The following is a 20,531-nucleotide window of genomic DNA, read 5'->3' as shown; positions in this document are numbered from 1 at the left end:
CCGACGTGTCTACTTTCCGGGGGTCAGGCCCAGCCATACGGGTAGGTGTGACGGATCGGGTGATCCTTTACGTATTGGAAGCTCACGAGACAACCTCCCCGATCGTGCCCTCACGCACCGCCTGGCGCAGGAAGAGCTTGTCCAGCTTGCCGCCGGAGTTGCGAGGCAGCTCGTCCACAATGACCACCTTCGACGGCAGCTTGTAGCGGGCGAGGTGGCGCGAGCAGTGGTCGCGAACACGCTCGAGGGTGATTTCGCTGTCGTCGATACGCTCGATGACCGCGACGATCTTCTCGCCCCACTTCTCGTCAAACTCGCCAACGACGGCAGCACGGGTGAAGGAGGGGTCCTCGGCCAGAATGCGCTCGACCTCGGCAGGGTAGACGTTTTCGCCGCCAGAGATGATCAGGTCCTTGAGGCGGTCGACAATGTAGTAGAAGCCGTCCTCGTCGACGTAGCCGATATCGCCCGAGTGGAACCACCCGGCGGTGTAGGACTTCTGCGTCATTTCCGGGTTGTTCCAGTAGCCGAGTGCGACGTTCGGGCCCTTCACCCACATCTCGCCGTGGCGGCCTGGCTCCTTGATCTGCTCACCGGTGTCGGGGTCCATGAGCTTGACCTGGGTGTGCGGCATTGGGAAGCCGCAGGAGCCCAGCTTCGACTTGGTCATGTCCGCGGGCAGGTAGGTGGCAAACGGGGCGGTCTCGGTCAGGCCCCATGCCTGCTGGATGTTGATGTCCTTCTCGCCGTACTTCTTAATCAGCGCGGGCGGCACCGGTGCGCCAGCGCAGATAATTGCGCGCAGGTTGGACAGGTCAGCGTTGTGGAACTCCTCGGTCTGCGCGATTGCGGAAAGCATCGCCGGGACCATAAACACGGACCCGATCTTGTGCTCTTCCAACAGGGCGAGCGTGGTCTGCGGGTTGAAGGCGCGCTGGACCACGAGCGTGTTGCCGCGGAAGAAGGAGCGGATGGCAAAGGAGTTCAGTGCGCCGACGTGGAACATCGGTGCCACGGCCAGCGAGGTATCCCCGGGGCGGGTATCCACCAGCGTGTCCACGTTGATGGAGTTCCACCACAGGTTGCCGAAGGAGAGCTCGGCACCCTTCGGCAAGCCAGTCGTACCGGAGGTGAACAGCAGCAGGGCGAGGTCCTGCATGGTCCTGGCACCGGGCTTGCGCAGGGCGTCGGTGCCCTCGTCTGTGAACTTGGAGGTCACGGACCAGAACAGCGGAATTTCCTCGTCGGCCGGAGCAGCCGGGTCATCGTCGACGACCACGACGTGGTGTTTCTCAATACCGAAGACGGACTTCGCCTTGCCCACGTGCGAGCCCTCGACCACAACGGTGTGCGGGGTACCCAGGAGGAAGAGCTTCGCGGTTTCCGGTGCGGAGAGGCGGAAGTTGAACGGCATGAACGTCGCGCCGATCCACCACGCGCCGAACATGGCGAAGAGGAAAGAGCGGGAGTTCTGCCCGATGTAACCGATGCGGTCGCCGCTGTTTACGCCGGCCTCAACAAAGTGCGCGGCCCAGCGGCGCACTTCTTTGGTGAACTCGGCGTAGGTGAAGGACTGGCCTTCGTAGTGAAGGGCAATGCGGTCACGGAAGTGCCGTTCATGCCGACAGAGTTGGGTACACGGGTTGACATCCACATCATTGGGATCTTGCTGTACGCCATACACGATCATAGGTCATCGCCTCCTGCAGATTTTGCGAATCCTCGGGCGGCGATGCCGCCATCGACGTTGATAATGTGCCCGGTGATATTGCCTGCGTCCTGCTTGGATGCAAGGAGGACGTATGACCCGGTGAATGTCGCTGGGTCGAGCGAAATATCGTGGAGCGGAATATAGGGGTTGGAGCCATTGGGGCGACGGTCGAAGATCTCGGAGACCGAGCGATCGCCCAAGCCGCTGCTGGCAGGGCCGGAGAGCGACGTGCGCATCCCGCCCACCGCGACACCGTTGACGCGGATTTTCGGTGCAAGCTCGTAGGCGAGCTGTACGACGAGGCCGCGTGCCGCGAACTTCGATGCGGTGTAGGACGGCCCGCCGCCCGCGGCGTAGAACGCCGAGTTGGAAAGCGTGAAGATGATCGAGCCGTTGGTCTTCAGCAGGTGTCGCCATGTCGCCTCGGCCGTGAGCAGGTAGCCCTTGACGTTGACGGCCATGACTTCGTCGAAAAGCGCGGCAATCTCCTCGCCACTCAAGCGGGTAAAGGAGCGGTAGAAGTCCCAGATCCCGGCGTTGGGGATCACGGTGTCAAGCTCGCCGTACGTGGCAATGTGCTCATCCACCGCCGCGTGCAGTGACGCCGGGTCGCGCACGTCTGCGGCCAGCGGCAGCACCTTGTCGGGGTTGATCTCTGCGGCGGCCTCGCGCGCGCGGTCCAAATCGAGGTCGACGATGCTCACACTCGCGCCTTCGTCGACAAACCGTGCGGCGAGCGCCTTGCCCAGCCCCGAGGCGCCACCCGTAATCAGTACCTTTTGTCCCTCGACCATTTCACACACGCCCTAGAAGAAGGTGGAGATGTTCTTGGAGTTCAGGACATTGATGTCGAGGAGGATGCGGCGGTCAAACACCTTGTATCCATCCTCGGTGCGGCGCAGCAGATCCGTGCGCGTGCCCACGAAGATGTCTTCCTCGTGCTCGAGTCGGGTGCGGTAGACCATAAAGTTGGTCCGCGCCTCGATCACGTCCTCCTCGCTCTCCGCGACGGTGCCGTGGAAGGCGATGAGGTTGGTGATCAGGTGACGGGTGCGCGACGGCGGATCCTCGGACCAGGCCATCCCGGAGTCGAAGCGGCGGATGCGCCACGCCAGCGAGCTGTGGGTCTCGTCGTAGAAGGCGAGTCCGTCGCGGTCCGCGATGGCGAGTGCCTGCTGACGACGCGTGCGGTTGGTGCGCGTCGGGGCCCAGTACTCCAGATCCTCGTCGAAGTTTTGCAGCCAGTCGGTGTACCGGCCCTCGTCGAGAAGCGCGGCCTCATCGTTGTAGAAGTTGAGAAGTTCGTAGTACTGCTCGGCGTCCACACGGCTTCCGAGCGAGACATCTTCTCTGCGTAGATAGTCAGTCATGGGAAATCACATCCGTCTTTAGCGAGCCAGCTTCTTCAACTGGATCGAAGGGTCAATGAGCTTGGAGGGAGTTACCGGAATCTCGCGGTCGATGATGCGCCGAGCGGCGCGGACCGCGTTGGAGTCGTTGTAGCTGGCGGCACCCACCAGCTTCGAGCCGTCGGCGACGCGGAACGCGACTGCGGGGTTGCCGTCTTCGTCGGGGCGGATGAAGGTCTCGCCAGGGGCGGACATGTCGCCCACGCCCTCGACGTGTACGCCGTAGCGATCGGACCAGAACCAGGGCGCACTGCCCTTCGGAGCGTCGACGCCGGCGATGGAGGCCGCCGCCACCTTCGCGTCCTGCACTGCGCTGTCCCAGTGCTCGTGGCGGCGCTCCAGCGTGCCGTCTTCGTTGCGCAGCCGTGCGCAGTCACCCACGGCCCACACGCCGGGAAGTGAGGTGCGCTGCTGCTTATCGACGATCACGCCGTTGTCAATGTCGAGCCCCAAGGACTCAGCCAGGGCGACCTCCGGGATCAGGCCGATGCACAGCAGCACGTGGTCGACCTCGTAGGAGTCGTCGCCGTCGACGTGAATGGTCTTGTGGTCGCCTTCGGCGGTGATCTCGGTGGTCATGCCGCGAACAAACTTCACGTTGTGCGCCGCGTGCAGGTCGTGGAGTCGCTTAGCCAGCTCCTCGCCAACCGCCGGGATCAGCGAAACCGGGGCTGGATCGATGAGGATGACCTCGGTGCCCAGCTCCTGGGCCTGGGCCGCAACCTCAGCACCGATCAGGCCTGCGCCGACGATGCCGAGGCGCTTGCCCTTACCCATCGCGCTGCGCAGCGCAAGCGCGTCGTCGAAGGTGCGCAGCACAGTGGTGTGCTCCTCAAAGCCCGGGGTCTTGCCGATGCGGGCGAACCCGCCGGTGGCCAACACCAGGTTCTCGTAGGGCAGCGGCTCAGTCTTTTCCAGGACGAGGGTCTTGTTCTTGCCGTCGATGCGCACGACTTTGTCCTTGACAACGGTGACGTTGTTCTCGGCGTACCAGTCTTCCGGTACGAAGCGCAGTGCGTCGTGGTCCTTGGTGCCGGCGAGCACATCCTTGCTCAGCGGCGGGCGGTCGTACGGGGTGCCCTCGGGATCAATGATGGTGATGGGGGCGTCGACGCCTTTGGCGCGGAGCTCGCGGGCAACGGTGAAGCCACCGATGCCGCCGCCGATGATTGTGGTCGAAGCCGTCATGGTTTACTCAGCACCTTCCGCAGGAACGCCGGGGGTGAGCCAGATTTCCTCGCCGCGGAGCTCGACCTTGTGGGTCTTGACGTCCTCGGTCGCGGGCATGCACAGTGCTTCGCCGGTCTTCAGGCAGAACTTTGCGGCGTGCAGCGGGCACTCAACTTCGGTGCCGTCGACCCAGCCGTCGGCAAGCGAGGTGACCTCGTGGGTGCACTCGTCGTTGATGGCGTAGACTTCGTCGTCCTCGGTACGGAAAACGGCGATGGCGTCCTTGTAGCCGGAGTCCTCCGGGGAGATGACGATTGCTTCTTCCTGCTCGATATCGTCAAGAACAGCTACTTTGATGGCGTCAGACATGGAAGATATTTCCTTTCAATGTGGGAGCGGTGGCGGGTTCTTAAGCTTCTTCGTGCCAAGCAGGGGTGTTCATCAGCTCGCGCCAGCGGCGGTAGAGGCCGCGGCCGGCGGCGTCGGAGTACAGCTCCGAGGTCATGCCGGGGTAGCCCTCGCGAGATTCAACCCTGTCGAGGCCCATCTGGTAGTTCAGGGCGGTGTTCGCAACCATGAAGGCACCTGCGTTGGCCTGGCACTCAGACCAGTTCTCGCCGTCGTCCTGCTCGAAGACGCCGGACGGACCGAAGGTGCGCAGGTTGTAGAGGCGCTGCGCCTTCGCGACGTCTTCCGGCATGCTGCGGTCCAGCACCGTCCATGCCCACACCTCCATCTTGTTTGGCCCCTTCGGGTGCCAGACGCGGATGGAACCGTTGACGGGTAGGTAGGAGAAGTTCGGGAAGACCGTGGCGTGGCCGTTAGTCAGCGGGCCGGTGACCTGCTCTTCCGACAGGCGCTCCTTGAGAAACTCGTAGTCGTAGTACTCATGGACTGGCTGCGCGTCGAAGCGGTTCTTGGGGTGGACCGGGAAGCCGGCGCCGTGGCCGTGCTCATCGGTGAACTGGCGACCGGTGCGCTCCGCGATCTCCTTCTTCGGGCCCTTGCCCGACGGGGAGAGGATCATCAGCGCAGAAGCGTGCGACATAGTCACGTGGTACCAGTCAGTAGCGAACTGCTCTGCGGCCAGCTTCCAGTTGCCGTCGAGGACCCATTTGGTCACGCCCTCGACAACGTAGGTGCCCTCCGGGTCGCGGTCCATGAAGGCGTCGATGTACCAGCGCATATCGCCGAGCGAATCCTCGAGCGGTTCCGCATCCGCATCCCAGTTGGCAAAGATGAGGCCCTTGTAGCTCTCCACACGCGGAACGCTGGCAAGGCCCCACTTGGCCTTATCAAACTCGTCGTTGTAGTAGTGCTCGCCCGGCACCGAGATGAGCTCGCCGTCCAGGTCGTAGGCCCAGCCGTGGTAGGTGCAGGTGAAGTTCTTGGTGCGGCCGTGGTCTGCGCGGCACACGCGTGCGCCACGGTGGCGGCAGCTGTTGAGCAGAACGCGGATTTCCTTCTGCTTGTTCATCACCGCGATGACCGGATCCTCGCCCATGTAGGTCTGGAAGAAGTCACCGGGCTTGGTGAACTGAGACTCGTGCGCGATGAACAGCCAGGAGCGCGCGAAGATGCGGCGCATTTCTTGGCGGTAGATCTGCTCGTCGCTGAAGATACGGCGATCGACGAGCCCCTTGTCGGGATCGACCATTCCGCTGACATCAAGGTTGGTGTCTAATCCCGCGGGGCGTTCCAGGGAGGGAGCGCCGAGGGAGGGACGTTCATTTTGCATGGAAAGCTCCAATCGACTTGCTGTGAAAGCGAGGTGACAATTCTGCTGACCGAAATGTGCTGCAAGTGCTCTCAACTTCGAGATGTGAGGCGTCTCACCGCAACCTCTGGAATGAGCATTCCACAAATGTGGGAACAAAGAGAAAAGGTTCCGCTTGGCGGAACGGCGGGGGTAGCCCGGACTTCACCCCATGACAAAGTCCCCGCCGACGCAGGTCAGCGGGGACTTCAGCAGGGTGAGGGATACGTCGCGCCTAGCCCTTGAACACGTTGGTCTTGGTGAAGCGCTCCGCATGTCCCATGTGCTGGGCGGTTTCTTTGGAGAAGAAGATTGCCAGCGAGGAGATGACGAAGAGCCCGGTAATGACGATGGCCAGCGGGGTCAGCCCGGTTTCGGGGGTAACCATGCGGGTTGCGACCAGCGGGGCGGTACCGGCGCCGAGGATCGACGCCGCCTGGTAGGTGATACCGGAGCCGGTGTAGCGCAGTTCGGGGACGAACTTCTCGGAGATGAAGGCACCAATCGGGCCGTACTGTGCGGGCTGGACCACGCATACGAGCAGGATCATGCCCGCCCAGATCTTGGCCGGGTCACCGGAGTCGATCATGTTAAACACGATCCAGATGCCGACGATCGAGACGACACCACCGGCGAGCATGACCTTGCGCCGACCGAGACGGTCAGAGAGCGCGGCGAGTGCAGGCATGACAAAGATCGCGATTGCCGAGCCGACGGTGACCATCATCAGTGCCGTCGAGCGGCCGACGGGGGCATCGGTATCCGCTGTGGTGCTGACGATGTAGGGCACCATGAACGAGCCCTGCAGGCCCTGCACGAACAGGCCAGCCGTACCGGCAAGCGCGCCGAGGACAAGCTCGCGAGGAGCTTCCTTGAGCATGCGGACCAGCGGCACGCCGGTGTGTACCTTGCCTGCGCGCCGGGCTGCCTCAAACTCCGGCGATTCCTTCACGTTGGCACGCATGAACAGGCCGATGATGACAATGGCTGCAGAGAACAGGAACGGGACACGCCAGCCCCAGTCGGTCACGAAGTACTGCTCCGGGTTGGCAAAGTTATCGCCCGAAATCTGGGCGAACACCGCCAGTACCAGCGTCGAAAGGATCGCACCCGCTGGGCCACCGGCGATAGCGAGGGAAGCGCCAAAGCCCTTGTTCTTTGCCGTGGAGTTCTCCATTGCCATCAGGGTGGCACCGGCCCATTCGCCACCAATTGCCATGCCCTGGATGATGCGCAATATGACGAGGATGATTGGGGCCGCCGGACCAATCACCTGCGAGGACGGCATCAAGCCGATGCAGATAGAGACAAGACCCATCGTCGTCAATGTGACGACGAGGACGTTCTTTCGCCCGTACTTGTCGCCGAAGTGGCCGAACGCCATCGAGCCAATCGGGCGAGAGAGATAGCCGGTGAGCAGGATGACAAAGGAGAGTGTCGTGCCCAGGAGCGGATCGATATTCGCGAAGAACAGCTGCGGGAAGACCAGGCCAGCGGCCGCAGCGTAGAGCAGGAAGTCGTAGTACTCCACGGTAGAGCCAAGGAAGGACGAGGCCAGGGCGAGTCGTCGCTCCTTCGGCGTGCGCTCATTCTTCGCGTGATCCTGCGGCGGAGCGTGAGTGATGTGTGTCATGTGGGTCTCCAAATGGGGAAGGGTGGCCGGCTAGCGCGCGGACCAAACAACAGAGTGGGAATAGTTGGCGGTTTCCTCGGGAAGAAGGCGACCGTAGTGGTATTCAAAGGCCTGCTGGCGGTAGAACTCGCGGGTGAGTTCTCCGCGCTGCGGTGTGGCAGCCTCACGGCCGGAGTTGCCGCGGTACTCACCCGTGGCCATGCGTCCGAACCAGTGGTGGTCGTAGATCGTCTGGTTCGCCCACACCTCAAGCAGCATGAGATGGTTCGGCAGCTCCAGGTTCTCCATCCACGCGTAGTAGAGGCAGCCCGGCTCGCGGCGAGTTTCGGTGATCTCCTGGGCGGTGAGCGCCCGCATCTGCGGGTTCTCCACGAAGGCGTTCTGGATGACGATGCTCACCGGGCCACGCGCGGGCCACATGATGCGTGAATCGGCACCTTCCTCCGGAGCCCACACGCCATCGGCGAGGACATACTTGGACTGCTCGTAGAGTTCCGTCGCGCCATCCTGCACGAACTTGTGCAGGTGCGGCAGCTCGGGCAGCTTTTCGACGACCGCCGCATAGTCCGAGACACTCTCCGCCAAAATTGTGACGGCGCAGTCCTCGTCCTCTACCGCGAGGGTCTGGTAGGCCTCGGCCTCTTTGATGCCTTCGCGCTGGCGGAGGGAAGCGACGTCGGCAAGCAGCTGCTCGGGGGAGTCGGCTGCTCCGCGGTGAACGATGCGGATCATACGAGCTCCTCAAAATCGACGACCCAGTCTGGCGCAGCGAACTCCGGCTTCGGCGGCTCGCGGCGCACCACGATCTCAATGAGGTAGCCGCCAAGTGCGTCGAAGGTGTCGAAGTAGCCGAACTCGGCAGCGCCACCGCGCAGATTCGAGCCCATGCACAGCGGGTGGCCGGCCTCGGTCATGGAGGCGACGACCTCGTCCCAGTCGGCGTCCTCGGTGGTCATCCACGCGAAGTAGTGGTGGATGCCGGGGCCGCGCTCGTCGAAGAACTCGCGGTTGTAGTGGCAGTCGCCGTGGTTGACTGAGATGATCTCGAAGCCGAAGTCGCCGGCGGTACCCTGCGCGGTGAAGTAGCCGGTGTCGCCGTCCTTGCCGCGGTAGTAGGGCTTGTCCAGGCGGCCGAAACCGGTCTCCCAGGTCTTCATCTCGTAGCGCTGGATGCCAAAGACGTCGCGGTAGTGGGGTAGCGCGGCCATGACGTCGTGGACGAGCACGCCGAAGTGGTACATGCCCTGCACCGGCTGGGTCGGGCGCGTATCGGTGCTCACCGCGGCCGGGTCGTCGGCGCTGGCCGGGAGCATCTCGACGAGGAAGCCGCCCAGCTTCTCGCGCGTATCAAAGAAGGTACGCGTGGTGCCGTCAACCGTGGCGGTGTAAGCGACGTCGTAGCCCAGCGTCTCGAAGTGCTTGGCAACCGCCGCATCGTCGGCAGCCGTGGAGCGGACCTGCAGGAAAGCGATGCCCTCGCGCTTGGTGCGCAGGAACTCGTTGAACGGGCTCTCGCCGCCGGTCGGCTCGACGAGCTCGAAGGTGAGGCTCGATGCCGGGCGGCCGCCTGGGCCCTTTTCGCCGTTGACGGCCGGGGTGGTGCCCACGGCGCTGCGCCACGTACCCGGGGTGGTGGCCGTACGGCGGCCATGTGCCACTGCGTCGGTAGGTGCGTGCTCGCCGGTCTCCCAGTCGGAGATGCCGTAGATGCGGGAGTATTCCTTCATCTTGGCGTCCAGGTCGTAGACAACAACGCCAATGCGAAGCAGGTTCGTGGTTTCGATCTGTGTACTCAAGAGCGTTTCCTTTCTTTAGTAGAACAGAGAGAGGTTCTTTACCAGGATGGTGGCCATGTCGAAGCGGATCTCGCGCTCGAGCACCAGGAATCCGTACCGCGATTCCGGATCGCGCACGATGACGTCGCGACGCTCGCCGGCAATCGTATCCTGGTAGCGCTCGCCGCGGGAGCGATAAATCATGAAGTTCGAGCGAACTGCAAACGCCCCGTCGCTTCGCTCATCAATGCGCAGGTTGGTCAGCATGTGGCGCGAACGTGACGGCGGTTCCTCCGCCCACGCCATGTGTGTATTCAGGCGCACGACGCGCTGGCGCAGAAACGCCTTGGTCTCCTCGAAGTAGACCGAGGTGCCCTTCGGGTAGAACTCTTCCTTGCGCTCGCGAGCCACGCGGTTCTCACGGACCGGGGCCCAGTAGTCGACGTCTTCGTGCATGCAGTCGAGCCAATCTTCCCACTGCATGTTGTCCATCATTTCGGCTTCGTCGTACAGGAAGCGCGCGATCAGGCGTTCGTCTTCCGCACCGGCGGGGCGCTGGGTGACCGGCTGCTCCGTAGTCGTCATTGCTGTGCTCCTTTAGTAGTCGGGTTGAGGGTGGGCATTAATCGACGTTGCCTTCGTACGCGCCGTCGGACGCAGCGGCCGCCTCAGCAGCTTCCGGATCCATCACTGCGGTGAAGTCACGCTGGTCGACCTCCGGGACGCCTCCGCGCTCTTCCTTGAGCTGCTCCCAGGACTTGTCTTCCATCAGGTCGCGGTAGAAGCCGTACATGTTCAGTGCAGCGTTGTCGGAGTAGACGTGGGCGGTGGATGCGCCCGGGTAGCCGTCATCGTCGTAGGAGACGGGGACGCGGCGCATGTTGTAGGTAAACCCGGTCTCGCGTGATTTCGCGCCGCGGAGAATGTGCTGCATCTCCTCCCAGTTCTCGGCGTCGTCCTGCTCGAACATGCCGCCGGGGGAGAAGGTACGCATGACGTCGACGCGGATTGCTTCCTTGACCTCTTCCGGTGCGTCCTTCGGAACGAAGGCCCAGGACCAGATCTCCATCTCGTTCGGCCCTCGCGGGTGGGTCACGCGGAAGGTGTAGTTGCCCAGGAGCATGAAGTTGGGGAAGACGTTCATGTGGCCGCGCACCTCGCGGAACTCGCCGAGGCGCTCGACGATGGAATCGCGGATGGTGTTCTCCCACTCGATCAGTGCCGGACCGGTGTTGGGGATCTCCGCGTCGCGCTTGCCGAAGAAAGCACCGCCGTGGCCGTAGGGGCTGAGGAACTGGCGGCCCTCTGGGATCTTCTTGCGGCCGGTCTTGCGGTCGAAGGTATCGGAGCCGGAGCTGAGCGCTTCCACCGCGGACACGTGCGAGATCTCCGAGTGCTGCATGTCAGAGGTCGGCTGCTCAACGTTGAACTTCCAGTTCGCCGGCAGCACCCACTTGTGGACGGCGATGGCCTCCATGCCGCCCTCGTAGCGATCCATGTAGCCGTCTAGGTAGTACTTTGCATTGCCGAGGTACTCCTCGAGCGGCGGAATGGTCTCGTCCCAGGAGCCGAAGATGAAGCCCTTGTAGTTCTCAATGCGGGGCACCTTGATCGCAGACAGCTTCGACTTATCGATGCCATCCGGGTAAGCGTTGGCCTCCTGCGGGATGGAGACCAGGTTGCCCTCGAGGTCGTACGCCCAGCCGTGGAAGGAGCACATGAAGGACTTAGCCTGGCCGCGGTCAGCGCGGCAGATGCGCATGCCGCGGTGGCGGCACTGATTCAGGAACGCCTTGACCTCGCCTGACTTCTGGCGGACAACGATGACGGGATCCTCGCCAATGTACGTCTGGATGTAGGAGCCACGCTTCGGCAGCATCGACTCGTGCGCGAGAAACACCCACGTGCGCTGCCAGACAGTCTCCAGCTCCTGGCGGTAGATGTCTTCATCGGCGAAGATTTTGCCGGAAACATACCCGCCAACAGGATCAATGAGCTCAGCGATCCCACTCATAGCCACTCTCCTTCGTGATCTAGGTCATCTTTCGGGAGGGACTTTAGACCGCGAAGTATTTAGCTGGAACCAACGTTCCAGTGGACGGAACGGATGTGGTGTAAGCGGGGGTAGCTAGAAGGCTGCGTAATGAGCTCGCAATTGCTGAATTGCCCCGACAACCATGGACTCACTGATCCGCAGCGCATTATCCTGCAACGCGACGCCTGCCACCATGCCGATACGCAGCCGGTTAAACAGCCAGGCAGCATGCGTGGGGTTGACCTCGGCTGAGAGGTCGGTCGTTTCTAACCAGCCTGCAAGGCGCTTTTCGCTTGCGCGCGACCCAGCGACCAGCGCGCGACCCGCGGGGGTGGGCGGTGTACGACGTTGCGCGGCGATCAGTAGCCCGCCCGCAGCGACCAGTGGGGAGGCCGCGAGCCGCTCATTCATCGCCACGAGCTCGTGCGCGAGCGCTTCCGCAATCCCCACCTGGCTTGAATCTGGAAGGCCGTCGAGCTCCCCCTTCATCTCCAGGTAGGGGCCCACAAACGCATCCTTGATCAGCGCGTCTTTGTCCTCGTACTTCCAGTAAATTGAGCTGCGCGCAACGCCAGCGGCACTGCAGATCTGGTTGAAGGTGGCGCCCTCGTACCCGCGCTGAGCCACCAACACTCGGACGTGTTCGAGGAGGTCCGCTGGAGTAGCGGCTTCATCTGCTGCCAGGCCGGTGCTTTCTGCCTCGGGGGCTGAAATGAATGGTGAGGTGGCGGCAGCCAGCATCGTCTGCGCCATCAGTTCCAGTCGCGCCTCGGTGTCCTCGTCCTTGAGGTAAATATCGCCAATAAAGTGGCCGTCCAAAAACCACTGGGTCAGCGCACTCATCCGCGTCGCCGCCTGCTCAACGTCGACGTCGCCTATGCTTTGCGACGCCACAAGCGCGCTCCTCCACCACTCGCGGAACGCACGAAGCGCATCGGCTCGGCGGCGTCGATAAGGCTCCTGCACGGGTAACTCCTGCGCAGAGCCCTCCAAAGCGAGAAGCAACCCGGTCCGTACAGCACGGCCGCGCTGCTCGGACTCCAACACGGAGCCAAGCAGGCGGCGGAGCTGCTCGATCAGCGGAATCTCCGGGGAGAACGAAGACCAATCTTCTGCAATGGTGCGCACCGGGTACTGGGCCTCAAGCGAAGTGGAGATGAGGTTGTCCTTGTTCTCGAACATCCAGTAGATCGAGCTGGCGCTCGCCCCGGTGTCCTTCTTGATCGCCGCAATGGAGGTGTTACTGTACCCGTTGCGCTGCAGGAGGCGGTAGGTGGCGTCAATGATCTCGTCGTATTTCCTCCCGCTTCGCGGGGTCAGACTTTGTGACATTGGCGCTGCTACTTTCCTACACCTTGGAACCGGCTGGCGCTGTAAGAGGCACCGCGCCGGAGAAATCGACGTAAGTGTACCGAACCGGGTCGTGAAAAGGCAGCCACGTGGCGTCGAGTAAAGCTACACCCCTGACTCCTTCAGCACGTCCCGGACGATCTCGGCGATGTGCAGCGCTTGCTTTCCAGTGCCCTGCTGTACCTGCGTGCGGCAGGAGAAGCCGTCGGCAGCCACGATCCCGTCGTGCTCACGCACCCTTGGGAAAAGCTCCCTTTCACCGAGCTCGAAGGACATCTCCGCGTGGCCGTCTTCGTAGCCCCAGTTTCCAGCCAGCCCGCAGCAACCAGTCTGAATTTGATCTTGGTCGTAGCCTAAAGCGGCGAGGATAGCTTCGGACTGCTGCGGATCGCCGAGAGACCTTTCGTGGCAGTGAACCTGGGTGAGTACTGATCCTGCCTGCGGTGTAATACGGCCTTCTGCCACCAGTGCCTCGATCTTGGGTGCGACAACCTCGGAAAACGACTTCGTCGCCGCAGCGAGCCGGGCAACCCGTGGGTCGCGAGTCTGCGAAATCGCGTCATGCTGCAGCATCGTCGTGCACGAAGGCTCGATTGCCACCACATCCAAACCTTGAGCGATGTATGGTTCGAACACCTTGGCCGAATGCTCGAGTACCTTTCGCGTCATATCGAGCTGTCCTGTGGAGTGCCAGGTCAGCCCGCAGCAGACAAATTCCTGGGGGATGATCACCCGAAAACCTAGGACCTCCAAGACCTCCACTGCTGCCTGCGCGGGCTGCGTATTGAGTTTCGAGTTGAAAGAATCCGGCCACAGTACGATCGGCTCTCCGACGTACTTCGGAGCCCGCTTCTTAGCCCACTTCTGCAGGGATTCTGGAGCGAAGCTAATCAGCGGGCGGCCTGCGTCCAACCCGCCAGCTTTCGCCATCACCTTCGCAGGGATTCGGGACTGCATGAGCTTGCCCGCGATGCGGGGGACAAGCGGGAGCCGGTGGGCAATCTCGCTGAGAATCGGCAGCCACCCCATAAGGTAGTGGACGCGCGGCCGGAGCTTTCCCGCGTAGCGGTCGTGCAAAAACTCAGACTTGTAGCTCGCCATGTCGACATTGACGGGGCACTCAGATGCGCAGGCTTTGCACGACAAGCAGAGGTCGAGAGACTCCTCGACATCGGATGGCGCTACCGTTTCGCCTCGGAAAAGTTCCGAGAGCACGCGGGCGCGGCCGCGGGTGGAGTGCACTTCGTCATGCGTGATCTGGAAGGAGGGGCACATCGCGCCATCCATGGAGCGGCAGGCAGAAACTCCCACGCAGCGGTTGACAGCGTTGGTGAAGCTGCCCTTGTCTTGCAAAAACAGCTGCGTGGGTTGGATCTCGTTGCGACGCTGGTTTGGCTCCATGCGCAGTCCTTCAGTCACCGCATCAGCCCACACCAGCACTCCCGGGTTCATGACTCGCTGCGGGTCAAACAAAAGCTTGAACTCTTCAAACACGGAGCGAAGCTCGGCGCTGTACATCGTCGACAGCAGCGACGAGCGGGCACGCCCGTCGCCGTGCTCGCCGGAAAGCGAGCCGCCGTACTTGCTCACAAGCGCTGCGGCCTCGTTCATGAAGCGTTCAAAGCTATCGATCCCCTCCTGAGTATGGAAGTCGAAGCTGATGCGCACATGTACGCAACCTTCACCAAAGTGCCCGAAGGGGATGCCTCGGTACTCGTATTTGTCCATCAAGGCGTACAGCTCTCGGAGGTAATCCGCGAGATTCTCGGGTGGCACGGCGGAATCTTCCCAGTTCGGCCACGCTTCGCCGCCGTCAGGCAGTCGGGTGACAGTGCCTGCGGATGCCTCGCGGATGCGCCACAGCGCTCGGGCCTCCTTCGGGTCACTCACCACGACGGCCCCCGTGTGCTCGATGGACTCGGTCAACGCATTGGCAACGGCGACGGCTTCCTCTGGCGTATCGCCAGTGGTTTCGCAGTACAGCCAGCCGCCAGCGTGAGGCTGCCCCGGGAGGTTATCGCCGGCGTTTTCCTGCCCATTCTTAGACCGCAATGCGGCGAGCAAGTCCCCGCCCATGCCTTCAATAGTCGCCACGCCCGGCTGGCGCAGGCGGGGCGCGGCGGCCGCGGCGGCAAATACATCGCCAAAGGACAGGACCGCGAGGGCCGTGTACGCCGGTTTCGGGATGAGGCGCACCGTCATCTGCGTAATGACGCCAAGAGTGCCTTCGGAGCCAGCGATGGCCTTGGCAATATCGGTGCCCAAGTAGTGCAACCCGTAGCCAGAGACCTGACGGGGGAAGCGGCCGAGCTCCTTGCCAATGAGTTCCTCGTGTTCGGTGTAGAGATCCTTCAGCGCTTTATCGAGGTCAGGATCGTCACAACCGGACTCTGAGAAGGTCACCAGTTTTCCGCTCGGGAGTGCCATCGTGATGTCGATGAGGTTCTCAGCCGCCGTTCCGTAGGCCACTGAGTGTGAACCGCAGGCATTGTTGGCCACCATGCCGCCAATGGTGCAGCGGGAATGTGTCGAGGGGTCTGGTCCGTAGGTCAGCCCATACTCCGCTGCTGCTTCCCGAAGCTGATCACAGATGACGCCAGGCTCCACAACAGCGGTTTGCGTCGTTGGGTCGATGGAAAGGATGCGGTTGAAGTGCCGGGAGGTATCGATAACTAGACCGTCGCCGATGGCATTACCGGCTACCGACGACCCGCCGCCGCGCCCAACGATCGGCCATCCCTGCTGCTTGGCGTATGCAATGCCCTCAAGCACGTCTTCCACTGACTCCGGCTCGAGCACCGCGGCCGGAACACGGCGGAAGAGCGAGGCATCTGAGGAATAGGCGGCGCGGGTAGGCATGTCGCGGCGAAGTTTCTGCAGGAGAGAGGGTTGAGACTCAGGTACCATTGTGTTCCTTATGACGAGAAAAGCGGATGCGGTGGTGGACTACGTTCGAGGTGCCATTCAGTCAGGGGCCATGAAGCCTGAGGAATGGTACAGCGTGGCGCAACTGGCTGATCAGATGGGGGTTTCGCGCTCTCCCGTGCGGGAGGCACTGCTGAAACTGCAGGAAGCGGGGCTTGTGAGATTCGCGAAGAACCGCGGATTTGAAATCATCGAGACGGGCGCGAGCGACGTCGCGGAGATCTTTGCTATCCGCCTGGGGCTCGAACCGCCTGCGGCGTATCGTGCTGCGCGCCTGCGTACCCCAGAGCAATTGGCGACGGTCTACCAACTGATGGCGGACATGCAAAAATGTGCTGACCAGGGGGACGAAACGGAGTTTTTCGTTCATGACCGTGCGCTGCATGTCCAGCTCTACGAGATGAGCGGCTCGCGGTACGGGCAAGGCGTCATGGAACGGCTCAGGGGCATTACCGGAATCTTGGGGCACACTACTGCTGGCACGTCGAGGACGTTGCATGACATCCTCAATGAGCATCGGCCGATCATTGAAGCGATCATCGCAGGTAATCCCGCGGAAGCAGCTGCCACGATGCGCGAGCACCTGACGATCACGGGAAAGCTGTTGACCCGTCAAGTGCTCCTCGCGGAAAGCGGCGAGGGGCAGGATGCGATGGGCGAAAGCAAGGTTGCCGAGAGAGTGGAGGCGATCTGGTCGAACCACGTGATCGATGTCTAGCAAGCTACTCCCTTGATTGTTTGCGTTGCTGCTCAACTTCGCGCTCTTTTGCCGCTTGCGCTTTCCGAGCCTGCCGTGCCTCCGGCCGGTAGCCGAGCACGAATGCCGCAAGCGCACACAGCGTCGCAGCGCCAAACACCCATGGAGCGAGCGCATCATTGACACCGGTGACGACGTCGCCGCTGCCCATGAACACGCCGATTGCTTGCAGGCCGACCAGGACGAAGCCACCAATGAGGAAGGCAGCGAGGAACACATAGAAGAGCACGCGGAAGATCTTAAAAATGGCAGACACTTTAGACTCCTGGGACGTATACCGGTAGGAAGCCCATGCCAACGAGCCACGAAAGCAGGATCATTGGAAGGACGAAGTACATGATCAGCGGGACAAACATCTTGGTTGGGTTGGCGTCGGCCATCGCGGCGGACAGGTAGATCGGCGCGCCGACGGGCGGGGAAGCACCTTCTGTTGCGGTGCACAGCAGCACTGCCACGATCGCGATGGTTGGGTCGACGCCAACGCTGGTCAGTGCAGCGACGGCGGGTGCGCCGACTGCAGCTGCGGTGGCGGTAGAAGAAAGCGGGGTTGCCACGATGACAGCGAGTACACCGACGACGACAAGCATTGCCCACTTGGGAAGGTCGAAAGCACTCAGGGTGTTGGAGAGCTGATCGCCGACGCCAAGCTCCTCCATGATCGCCGCAGCGGCGAGTGCAGCGAAGAGGGAAATGCCTACCGTCGCAAAGCTTGGCAGGTCGCGCACGATCTGCGCGCGGAACTGCGCATTGTTGCGGCGGATGCGGCCAGCGCCTTCGATCAGCGCGATGACGGTGATGAGAATGGGGACCCAGACGATGATCGAAATAGCTTTGACGCCGTCTTCGCCAACGCCGGTGGACTCCTTGAGCCACGACGCGACGGGCCCAATGGTCAGCAGCACCGGGATGAGAATGCCCAGGAAAATGGACGGGGAGCGCCAGCCTTGCTGCCACGCAGTGCTGAAAGGCACGATGTTTTCTGATGGAGTCCGCGGAATGTTGTCTTTTCGCGTCCAGTACCACACGACGATCAGTCGGTAGAGGACCGCGTAGGCGCCGGCGCAAGCAAGGGTGACGTACACCTGGCTTGCAGAGGAAGCAGCTGCCGCCGGCATCGCCAGGATGATAAACATTGTGGAGTTTGGCGGAAGCGCAACACCGAGCCCAGAGTTGCCAGCAACAAGAGTCGCAGCGCGATTGGAAGAAAACCCGGTCTGCTTCATCCACGGGATGGTGACGGAACCGACCGTCGCCGAGTTACCGGCGGTCGACCCGGCAATCAGCCCCATCATGGCGGAAGACAGGGTCGACACATACCCCGCACCACCGCGCAGCCTGCCGAAGATTGAGTTCAAGATGGTGATCAAGCGGTCGATCAAACCGGTGGACTGGACGATGATCCCCATGAAGACGAAGGCCATGCCAGCGAAAGTGACTTCGGAGGAAATCGCGCTGGTGATGCCGAGCCAAAGGAGCTGGGGCGCGTCTTTTCCGCCGAAAAGGGCGACGCCGAGCAAGCCGAGCAGGAGCGCCTCAGCGATATCGCGCTTGAGGACAACGTTGATCAACACCGTGATCGCGATGAAGACGAACAACGCTAATATGCCCATGCCTCATTCCTTTCAAGTAACAAAAAGTGATGCGAAGCACGTTACCGGTAACATGTTACTGCGCGCAGTTTTTTGAATAATTCCCCTCATGTGGGTGTGGAGTCGGAGGGGCCAAAGGAACCTGGCGTGGCTTTGGTGGGGGACGCAGCGGGTTCGTCGTGCCGCCGATGGTGCGTAAGGCGAACGGGGAACTTCAAGGTAGAAACGCGCGGCGTCGGCAAGCGGGAGCTCGGAGAGGCAAACGGATTGAGCGTTTATGCTTTAGCGTTATGCGAGCACACGATGGATTTCGAAACTCCCTGATCATGGCCGGTGGATTCATCGGGCCGTTTCAGGGGCAGTCGCTCGCGGTGGTGCTGCCGGAGTTCGCGGCGGACTTTGGGATTACCCTGCGGCAGGCGTCACTCACCATGACCGCGTTTCTGGTGCCTTTCGCCACGGCTATGCTGTTTTCCACCTACCTGGTGCGCAACCTGGAGCCAGCGAAGGTGGTGCGCTGCGCCTTCGGCGTGATTGCGCTCGCGGCCGTTGTGCTTGCGCTGACTCCGAAGTGGTGGTTGTTCGTCGTGGCGTTCATGGCCGCCGCGCTTGCCAACGCCTTCACGTCGCCGCTGCTCCAGGTCATTCTCAAGGAGATGACGCCTGAGGAGGAGCTGGGCAAAGCACTTGGCACCTATCAGGCGATGCAATCCTGCGGTCTGTTCTCCGCGCCGCTGCTCGCGGGCGCGAGCGTGCAATTTGCTAGCTGGCGGGCGATGTACGTGGTGCTGTTTTTCCTTGCGCTGACCATCGTCGTAACTGGGCTGCCCTCGACGCCACCGGCGGGCGCTGGCGAACCCCGCGAAGGCCGCCTGCGCACCTGGCCTGTGGTGCGTGCGGCGCTGACGCTTCTGACTATCGGCACCTGCGTCATCGGGTTTGGGTTCCTACTCGCGCTCTATGTCGGCGACCGCTTCGACGCCGACCCGGTCTTACGCGGCGTCGTGGTGATGGCCGGCGGGTTCACCTCCTTCATCTTCGCCCGCTGGGTGGGCTCGCTCGCCGACCGCTTCGGCGCGCGCATGGTGATCGCCGGTGGACTGGTCGTCGCGGCCGTGGCGTTCATTGGAATCGGTGTGATGCCGTCGCTGATCCTGGTTGCCGTGCTGTGGGGCGTGGCCGTGTTGGCCGCGCAAGGCACGCAGATTTCCATCAACGTGCTCACCCTGCGCGCGCCGGGCGGGGCGCAGATCCTCTCGACGATCCAGGCGTTCCGCTTCTACGGCAACGCGCTGACTCCGCTCGTGTTTCTGCCGATTTATGGCGCTGTGGGCGCATGGGTGTTTGCGGTGTCGGCAGCGGTGCTGCTTGCGATGAGCGTGGTGACGGTAGCGGGGGCTGGTGGGGTGGGGCGTGTTCGTGCAGCGAAACGTACACGGTTTTCAGACACAAATAAGTATTAGCTACCGTGCCGGACATTCTTGGGGGGTCGTTGAGCTAGGTCTCTCCTCTGCACCTACACCCGCCGGTACACTCCCCTGCCCACAAACTCGATATACCCGTTGTCGCGGAGACGTTGGAGTGTCTGCCGAATCTTGGCTTCGATGTGGTGGTTATCCGGATGCAACGTGGCAAGCTCAGGGGCGAACTCGTAGACCTGCTGCAGCGTGAACTCTTCACTTCCCAGCTTGTCGACACACCTCATCACATCGATCAACCATCCTTTCGTCTCCGCCGAATCGGCGTTCCTGATGAACAGTGTCTTGCCCCACTGTGCGCGCACCTCGCTTGGCGGCACGGCCTTGCCCTCGACGATGTACGGAATGCGTCCGGTCTCGGGGATGCTCTCAAGGTGGATGTTGCAACCAATCCACCCTGCTCTCCGCGCGGTGTCTTTGAGCGGCTTCCGCTTCTCGACGATATTTGGAACCAAGAACTGTTTCGGCACAACGAGGAGCTCACGAACGTCGAGGAGATCTAGGTCGTAAGCCAGCAGCATGAAATTGGGGCGAGCTTCCGACTCCAGCCGTTCGATCATTGACGCATACGCACCGCCAGGAATCTTCTTCCTGATTTTCGAGCGGCTGCTTTTCAACTCAAATTCTTCCCCGCATTCGGTACAGAAGAAGTCTGCGACGGGCCGGTTGTTCTCAAACTGCTTGAGGTGTTTGGCATCGCAGCTTGGACAGAAGACGTTGTCCTGCACCCACCCCTCACTCATGACACGAACGCGTTGAGTTGAGCTGTTGTAGCCTTCAGCGAGCTCTTCATTGAGATGGGGGTAATGAAACGTAGTCATGTTTTGACCCTATTGCTTCTCGACGCCAGCTTCGCCCACCCCACCCGCAATTCTGTTCACAGGTTCCCGACTCCGCAGGCGAAGCCTATCCCTTCCAAGAGACCTCGCTGGTCGCCTATCCT

18 protein-coding genes are annotated in these 20,531 nt (G+C 62.0%); 2 read left to right on the top strand and 16 right to left on the bottom strand.

The features are described 5' to 3' along the window. Positions 1–82: 82 nt before the first annotated feature. The 13 genes from HMPREF2550_RS11690 to HMPREF2550_RS11630 all read right to left on the bottom strand — a co-directional run bounded on the left by HMPREF2550_RS11690 (position 83) and on the right by HMPREF2550_RS11630 (position 15,698). Positions 83–1,690, bottom strand: a complete 1,608-nt coding sequence (locus HMPREF2550_RS11690) for a class I adenylate-forming enzyme family protein (RefSeq protein ID WP_070791318.1) — start codon at positions 1,688–1,690, stop codon at positions 83–85. Beyond that, on the bottom strand, positions 1,687–2,505 hold the full coding sequence (locus HMPREF2550_RS11685) for an SDR family NAD(P)-dependent oxidoreductase (protein WP_070791316.1): 819 nt from the start codon (positions 2,503–2,505) through the stop codon (positions 1,687–1,689). Before HMPREF2550_RS11685 ends, HMPREF2550_RS11690 begins: the two co-directional genes overlap by 4 nt. Before the next feature lie 12 nt (positions 2,506–2,517). Further along, positions 2,518–3,081, bottom strand: a complete 564-nt coding sequence (locus tag HMPREF2550_RS11680; protein ID WP_070791314.1) for an aromatic-ring-hydroxylating dioxygenase subunit beta — start codon at positions 3,079–3,081, stop codon at positions 2,518–2,520. Between the two features lie 18 nt (positions 3,082–3,099). Continuing rightward, positions 3,100–4,308 carry an NAD(P)/FAD-dependent oxidoreductase gene (locus tag HMPREF2550_RS11675; protein WP_070791313.1) on the bottom strand — a complete coding sequence of 403 codons (1,209 nt, stop codon included), beginning with the start codon at positions 4,306–4,308 and terminating at the stop codon, positions 3,100–3,102. 3 nt (positions 4,309–4,311) lie between these two features. After that, the gene (locus tag HMPREF2550_RS11670; RefSeq protein WP_070791310.1) at positions 4,312–4,659 is read right to left on the bottom strand and encodes a non-heme iron oxygenase ferredoxin subunit; all 348 of its coding nucleotides are present in this window, start codon (positions 4,657–4,659) and stop codon (positions 4,312–4,314) included. Positions 4,660–4,699: 40 nt separating this feature from the next. Beyond that, positions 4,700–6,028, bottom strand: coding sequence for an aromatic ring-hydroxylating dioxygenase subunit alpha (locus HMPREF2550_RS11665; protein WP_070791308.1), 1,329 nt, complete (start codon positions 6,026–6,028; stop codon positions 4,700–4,702). A gap of 253 nt (positions 6,029–6,281) precedes the next feature. Beyond that, entirely contained in the window at positions 6,282–7,679 is a 1,398-nt protein-coding gene (locus tag HMPREF2550_RS11660) for an MFS transporter (RefSeq protein ID WP_070791306.1), read from the bottom strand. Positions 7,680–7,709: 30 nt separating this feature from the next. Further along, the gene (locus HMPREF2550_RS11655; protein WP_070791304.1) at positions 7,710–8,411 is read right to left on the bottom strand and encodes a putative quinol monooxygenase; all 702 of its coding nucleotides are present in this window, start codon (positions 8,409–8,411) and stop codon (positions 7,710–7,712) included. Then, positions 8,408–9,475 (bottom strand): VOC family protein, encoded by a 1,068-nt coding sequence (locus HMPREF2550_RS11650; RefSeq protein WP_070791302.1) that lies wholly within the window; start codon positions 9,473–9,475, stop codon positions 8,408–8,410. Before HMPREF2550_RS11650 ends, HMPREF2550_RS11655 begins: the two co-directional genes overlap by 4 nt. 15 nt (positions 9,476–9,490) lie before the next feature. Beyond that, the gene (locus HMPREF2550_RS11645; protein ID WP_070791300.1) at positions 9,491–10,039 is read right to left on the bottom strand and encodes an aromatic-ring-hydroxylating dioxygenase subunit beta; all 549 of its coding nucleotides are present in this window, start codon (positions 10,037–10,039) and stop codon (positions 9,491–9,493) included. 37 nt (positions 10,040–10,076) lie between these two features. Further along, a complete protein-coding gene (locus HMPREF2550_RS11640) occupies positions 10,077–11,468 on the bottom strand; it encodes an aromatic ring-hydroxylating oxygenase subunit alpha (protein WP_070791298.1) in 1,392 nt (463 codons plus the stop codon). 114 nt (positions 11,469–11,582) lie between these two features. Beyond that, the gene (locus HMPREF2550_RS11635) at positions 11,583–12,821 is read right to left on the bottom strand and encodes a TetR/AcrR family transcriptional regulator (RefSeq protein WP_070791296.1); all 1,239 of its coding nucleotides are present in this window, start codon (positions 12,819–12,821) and stop codon (positions 11,583–11,585) included. 123 nt (positions 12,822–12,944) lie between these two features. Then, positions 12,945–15,698, bottom strand: a complete 2,754-nt coding sequence (locus HMPREF2550_RS11630) for an FAD-binding and (Fe-S)-binding domain-containing protein (protein WP_371441193.1) — start codon at positions 15,696–15,698, stop codon at positions 12,945–12,947. Positions 15,699–15,816: 118 nt separating this feature from the next. Here HMPREF2550_RS11630 and HMPREF2550_RS11625 point away from each other — a divergent pair, with 118 nt between their 5' ends. Beyond that, positions 15,817–16,482: a GntR family transcriptional regulator gene (locus HMPREF2550_RS11625; RefSeq protein WP_246819823.1), complete on the top strand. Its 666-nt coding sequence runs from the start codon at positions 15,817–15,819 to the stop codon at positions 16,480–16,482. Between the two features lie 4 nt (positions 16,483–16,486). Here HMPREF2550_RS11625 and HMPREF2550_RS11620 read toward each other — a convergent pair whose 3' ends face one another. Continuing rightward, positions 16,487–16,777 carry a hypothetical protein gene (locus HMPREF2550_RS11620; protein ID WP_070791292.1) on the bottom strand — a complete coding sequence of 97 codons (291 nt, stop codon included), beginning with the start codon at positions 16,775–16,777 and terminating at the stop codon, positions 16,487–16,489. A gap of 1 nt (position 16,778) precedes the next feature. Beyond that, on the bottom strand, positions 16,779–18,131 hold the full coding sequence (locus HMPREF2550_RS11615; RefSeq protein WP_070791291.1) for a TRAP transporter large permease subunit: 1,353 nt from the start codon (positions 18,129–18,131) through the stop codon (positions 16,779–16,781). A 269-nt stretch (positions 18,132–18,400) separates the two neighbouring features. Between HMPREF2550_RS11615 and HMPREF2550_RS11610 the strand changes: the two genes are divergently transcribed. Beyond that, positions 18,401–19,573 carry an MFS transporter gene (locus HMPREF2550_RS11610; RefSeq protein WP_070791289.1) on the top strand — a complete coding sequence of 391 codons (1,173 nt, stop codon included), beginning with the start codon at positions 18,401–18,403 and terminating at the stop codon, positions 19,571–19,573. 53 nt (positions 19,574–19,626) lie between these two features. Here the strand turns inward: HMPREF2550_RS11610 and HMPREF2550_RS11605 are convergent, their stop codons facing one another. Beyond that, complete coding sequence (locus HMPREF2550_RS11605; RefSeq protein ID WP_070791287.1) at positions 19,627–20,409, bottom strand: DpnI domain-containing protein; 783 nt, start codon at positions 20,407–20,409, stop codon at positions 19,627–19,629. Positions 20,410–20,531: the final 122 nt, after the last annotated feature.

The sequence above is a fragment of the Corynebacterium sp. HMSC074A01 genome, assembly GCF_001831515.1.
Lineage (GTDB): Bacteria > Actinomycetota > Actinomycetes > Mycobacteriales > Mycobacteriaceae > Corynebacterium.
The sequence above is the reverse complement of the archived record's forward strand: the minus strand, read 5'-3'. Positions and strand labels throughout refer to the sequence as shown.

Excerpts from the sequence above, each read along its gene's own strand:
- HMPREF2550_RS11690 (WP_070791318.1), bottom strand. The coding sequence starts at position 1,690 with ATGATCGTGTATGGCGTACAGCAAGATCCCAATGATGTGGATGTCAAC.
- HMPREF2550_RS11685 (WP_070791316.1), bottom strand. The coding sequence starts at position 2,505 with ATGGTCGAGGGACAAAAGGTACTGATTACGGGTGGCGCCTCGGGGCTG.
- HMPREF2550_RS11680 (WP_070791314.1), bottom strand. The coding sequence starts at position 3,081 with ATGACTGACTATCTACGCAGAGAAGATGTCTCGCTCGGAAGCCGTGTG.
- HMPREF2550_RS11675 (WP_070791313.1), bottom strand. The coding sequence starts at position 4,308 with ATGACGGCTTCGACCACAATCATCGGCGGCGGCATCGGTGGCTTCACC.
- HMPREF2550_RS11670 (WP_070791310.1), bottom strand. The coding sequence starts at position 4,659 with ATGTCTGACGCCATCAAAGTAGCTGTTCTTGACGATATCGAGCAGGAA.
- HMPREF2550_RS11665 (WP_070791308.1), bottom strand. The coding sequence starts at position 6,028 with ATGCAAAATGAACGTCCCTCCCTCGGCGCTCCCTCCCTGGAACGCCCC.
- HMPREF2550_RS11660 (WP_070791306.1), bottom strand. The coding sequence starts at position 7,679 with ATGACACACATCACTCACGCTCCGCCGCAGGATCACGCGAAGAATGAG.
- HMPREF2550_RS11655 (WP_070791304.1), bottom strand. The coding sequence starts at position 8,411 with ATGATCCGCATCGTTCACCGCGGAGCAGCCGACTCCCCCGAGCAGCTG.
- HMPREF2550_RS11645 (WP_070791300.1), bottom strand. The coding sequence starts at position 10,039 with ATGACGACTACGGAGCAGCCGGTCACCCAGCGCCCCGCCGGTGCGGAA.
- HMPREF2550_RS11640 (WP_070791298.1), bottom strand. The coding sequence starts at position 11,468 with ATGAGTGGGATCGCTGAGCTCATTGATCCTGTTGGCGGGTATGTTTCC.
- HMPREF2550_RS11635 (WP_070791296.1), bottom strand. The coding sequence starts at position 12,821 with ATGTCACAAAGTCTGACCCCGCGAAGCGGGAGGAAATACGACGAGATC.
- HMPREF2550_RS11630 (WP_371441193.1), bottom strand. The coding sequence starts at position 15,698 with ATGCCTACCCGCGCCGCCTATTCCTCAGATGCCTCGCTCTTCCGCCGT.
- HMPREF2550_RS11625 (WP_246819823.1), top strand. The coding sequence starts at position 15,817 with ATGAAGCCTGAGGAATGGTACAGCGTGGCGCAACTGGCTGATCAGATG.
- HMPREF2550_RS11615 (WP_070791291.1), bottom strand. The coding sequence starts at position 18,131 with ATGGGCATATTAGCGTTGTTCGTCTTCATCGCGATCACGGTGTTGATC.
- HMPREF2550_RS11610 (WP_070791289.1), top strand. The coding sequence starts at position 18,401 with ATGCGAGCACACGATGGATTTCGAAACTCCCTGATCATGGCCGGTGGA.
- HMPREF2550_RS11605 (WP_070791287.1), bottom strand. The coding sequence starts at position 20,409 with ATGACTACGTTTCATTACCCCCATCTCAATGAAGAGCTCGCTGAAGGC.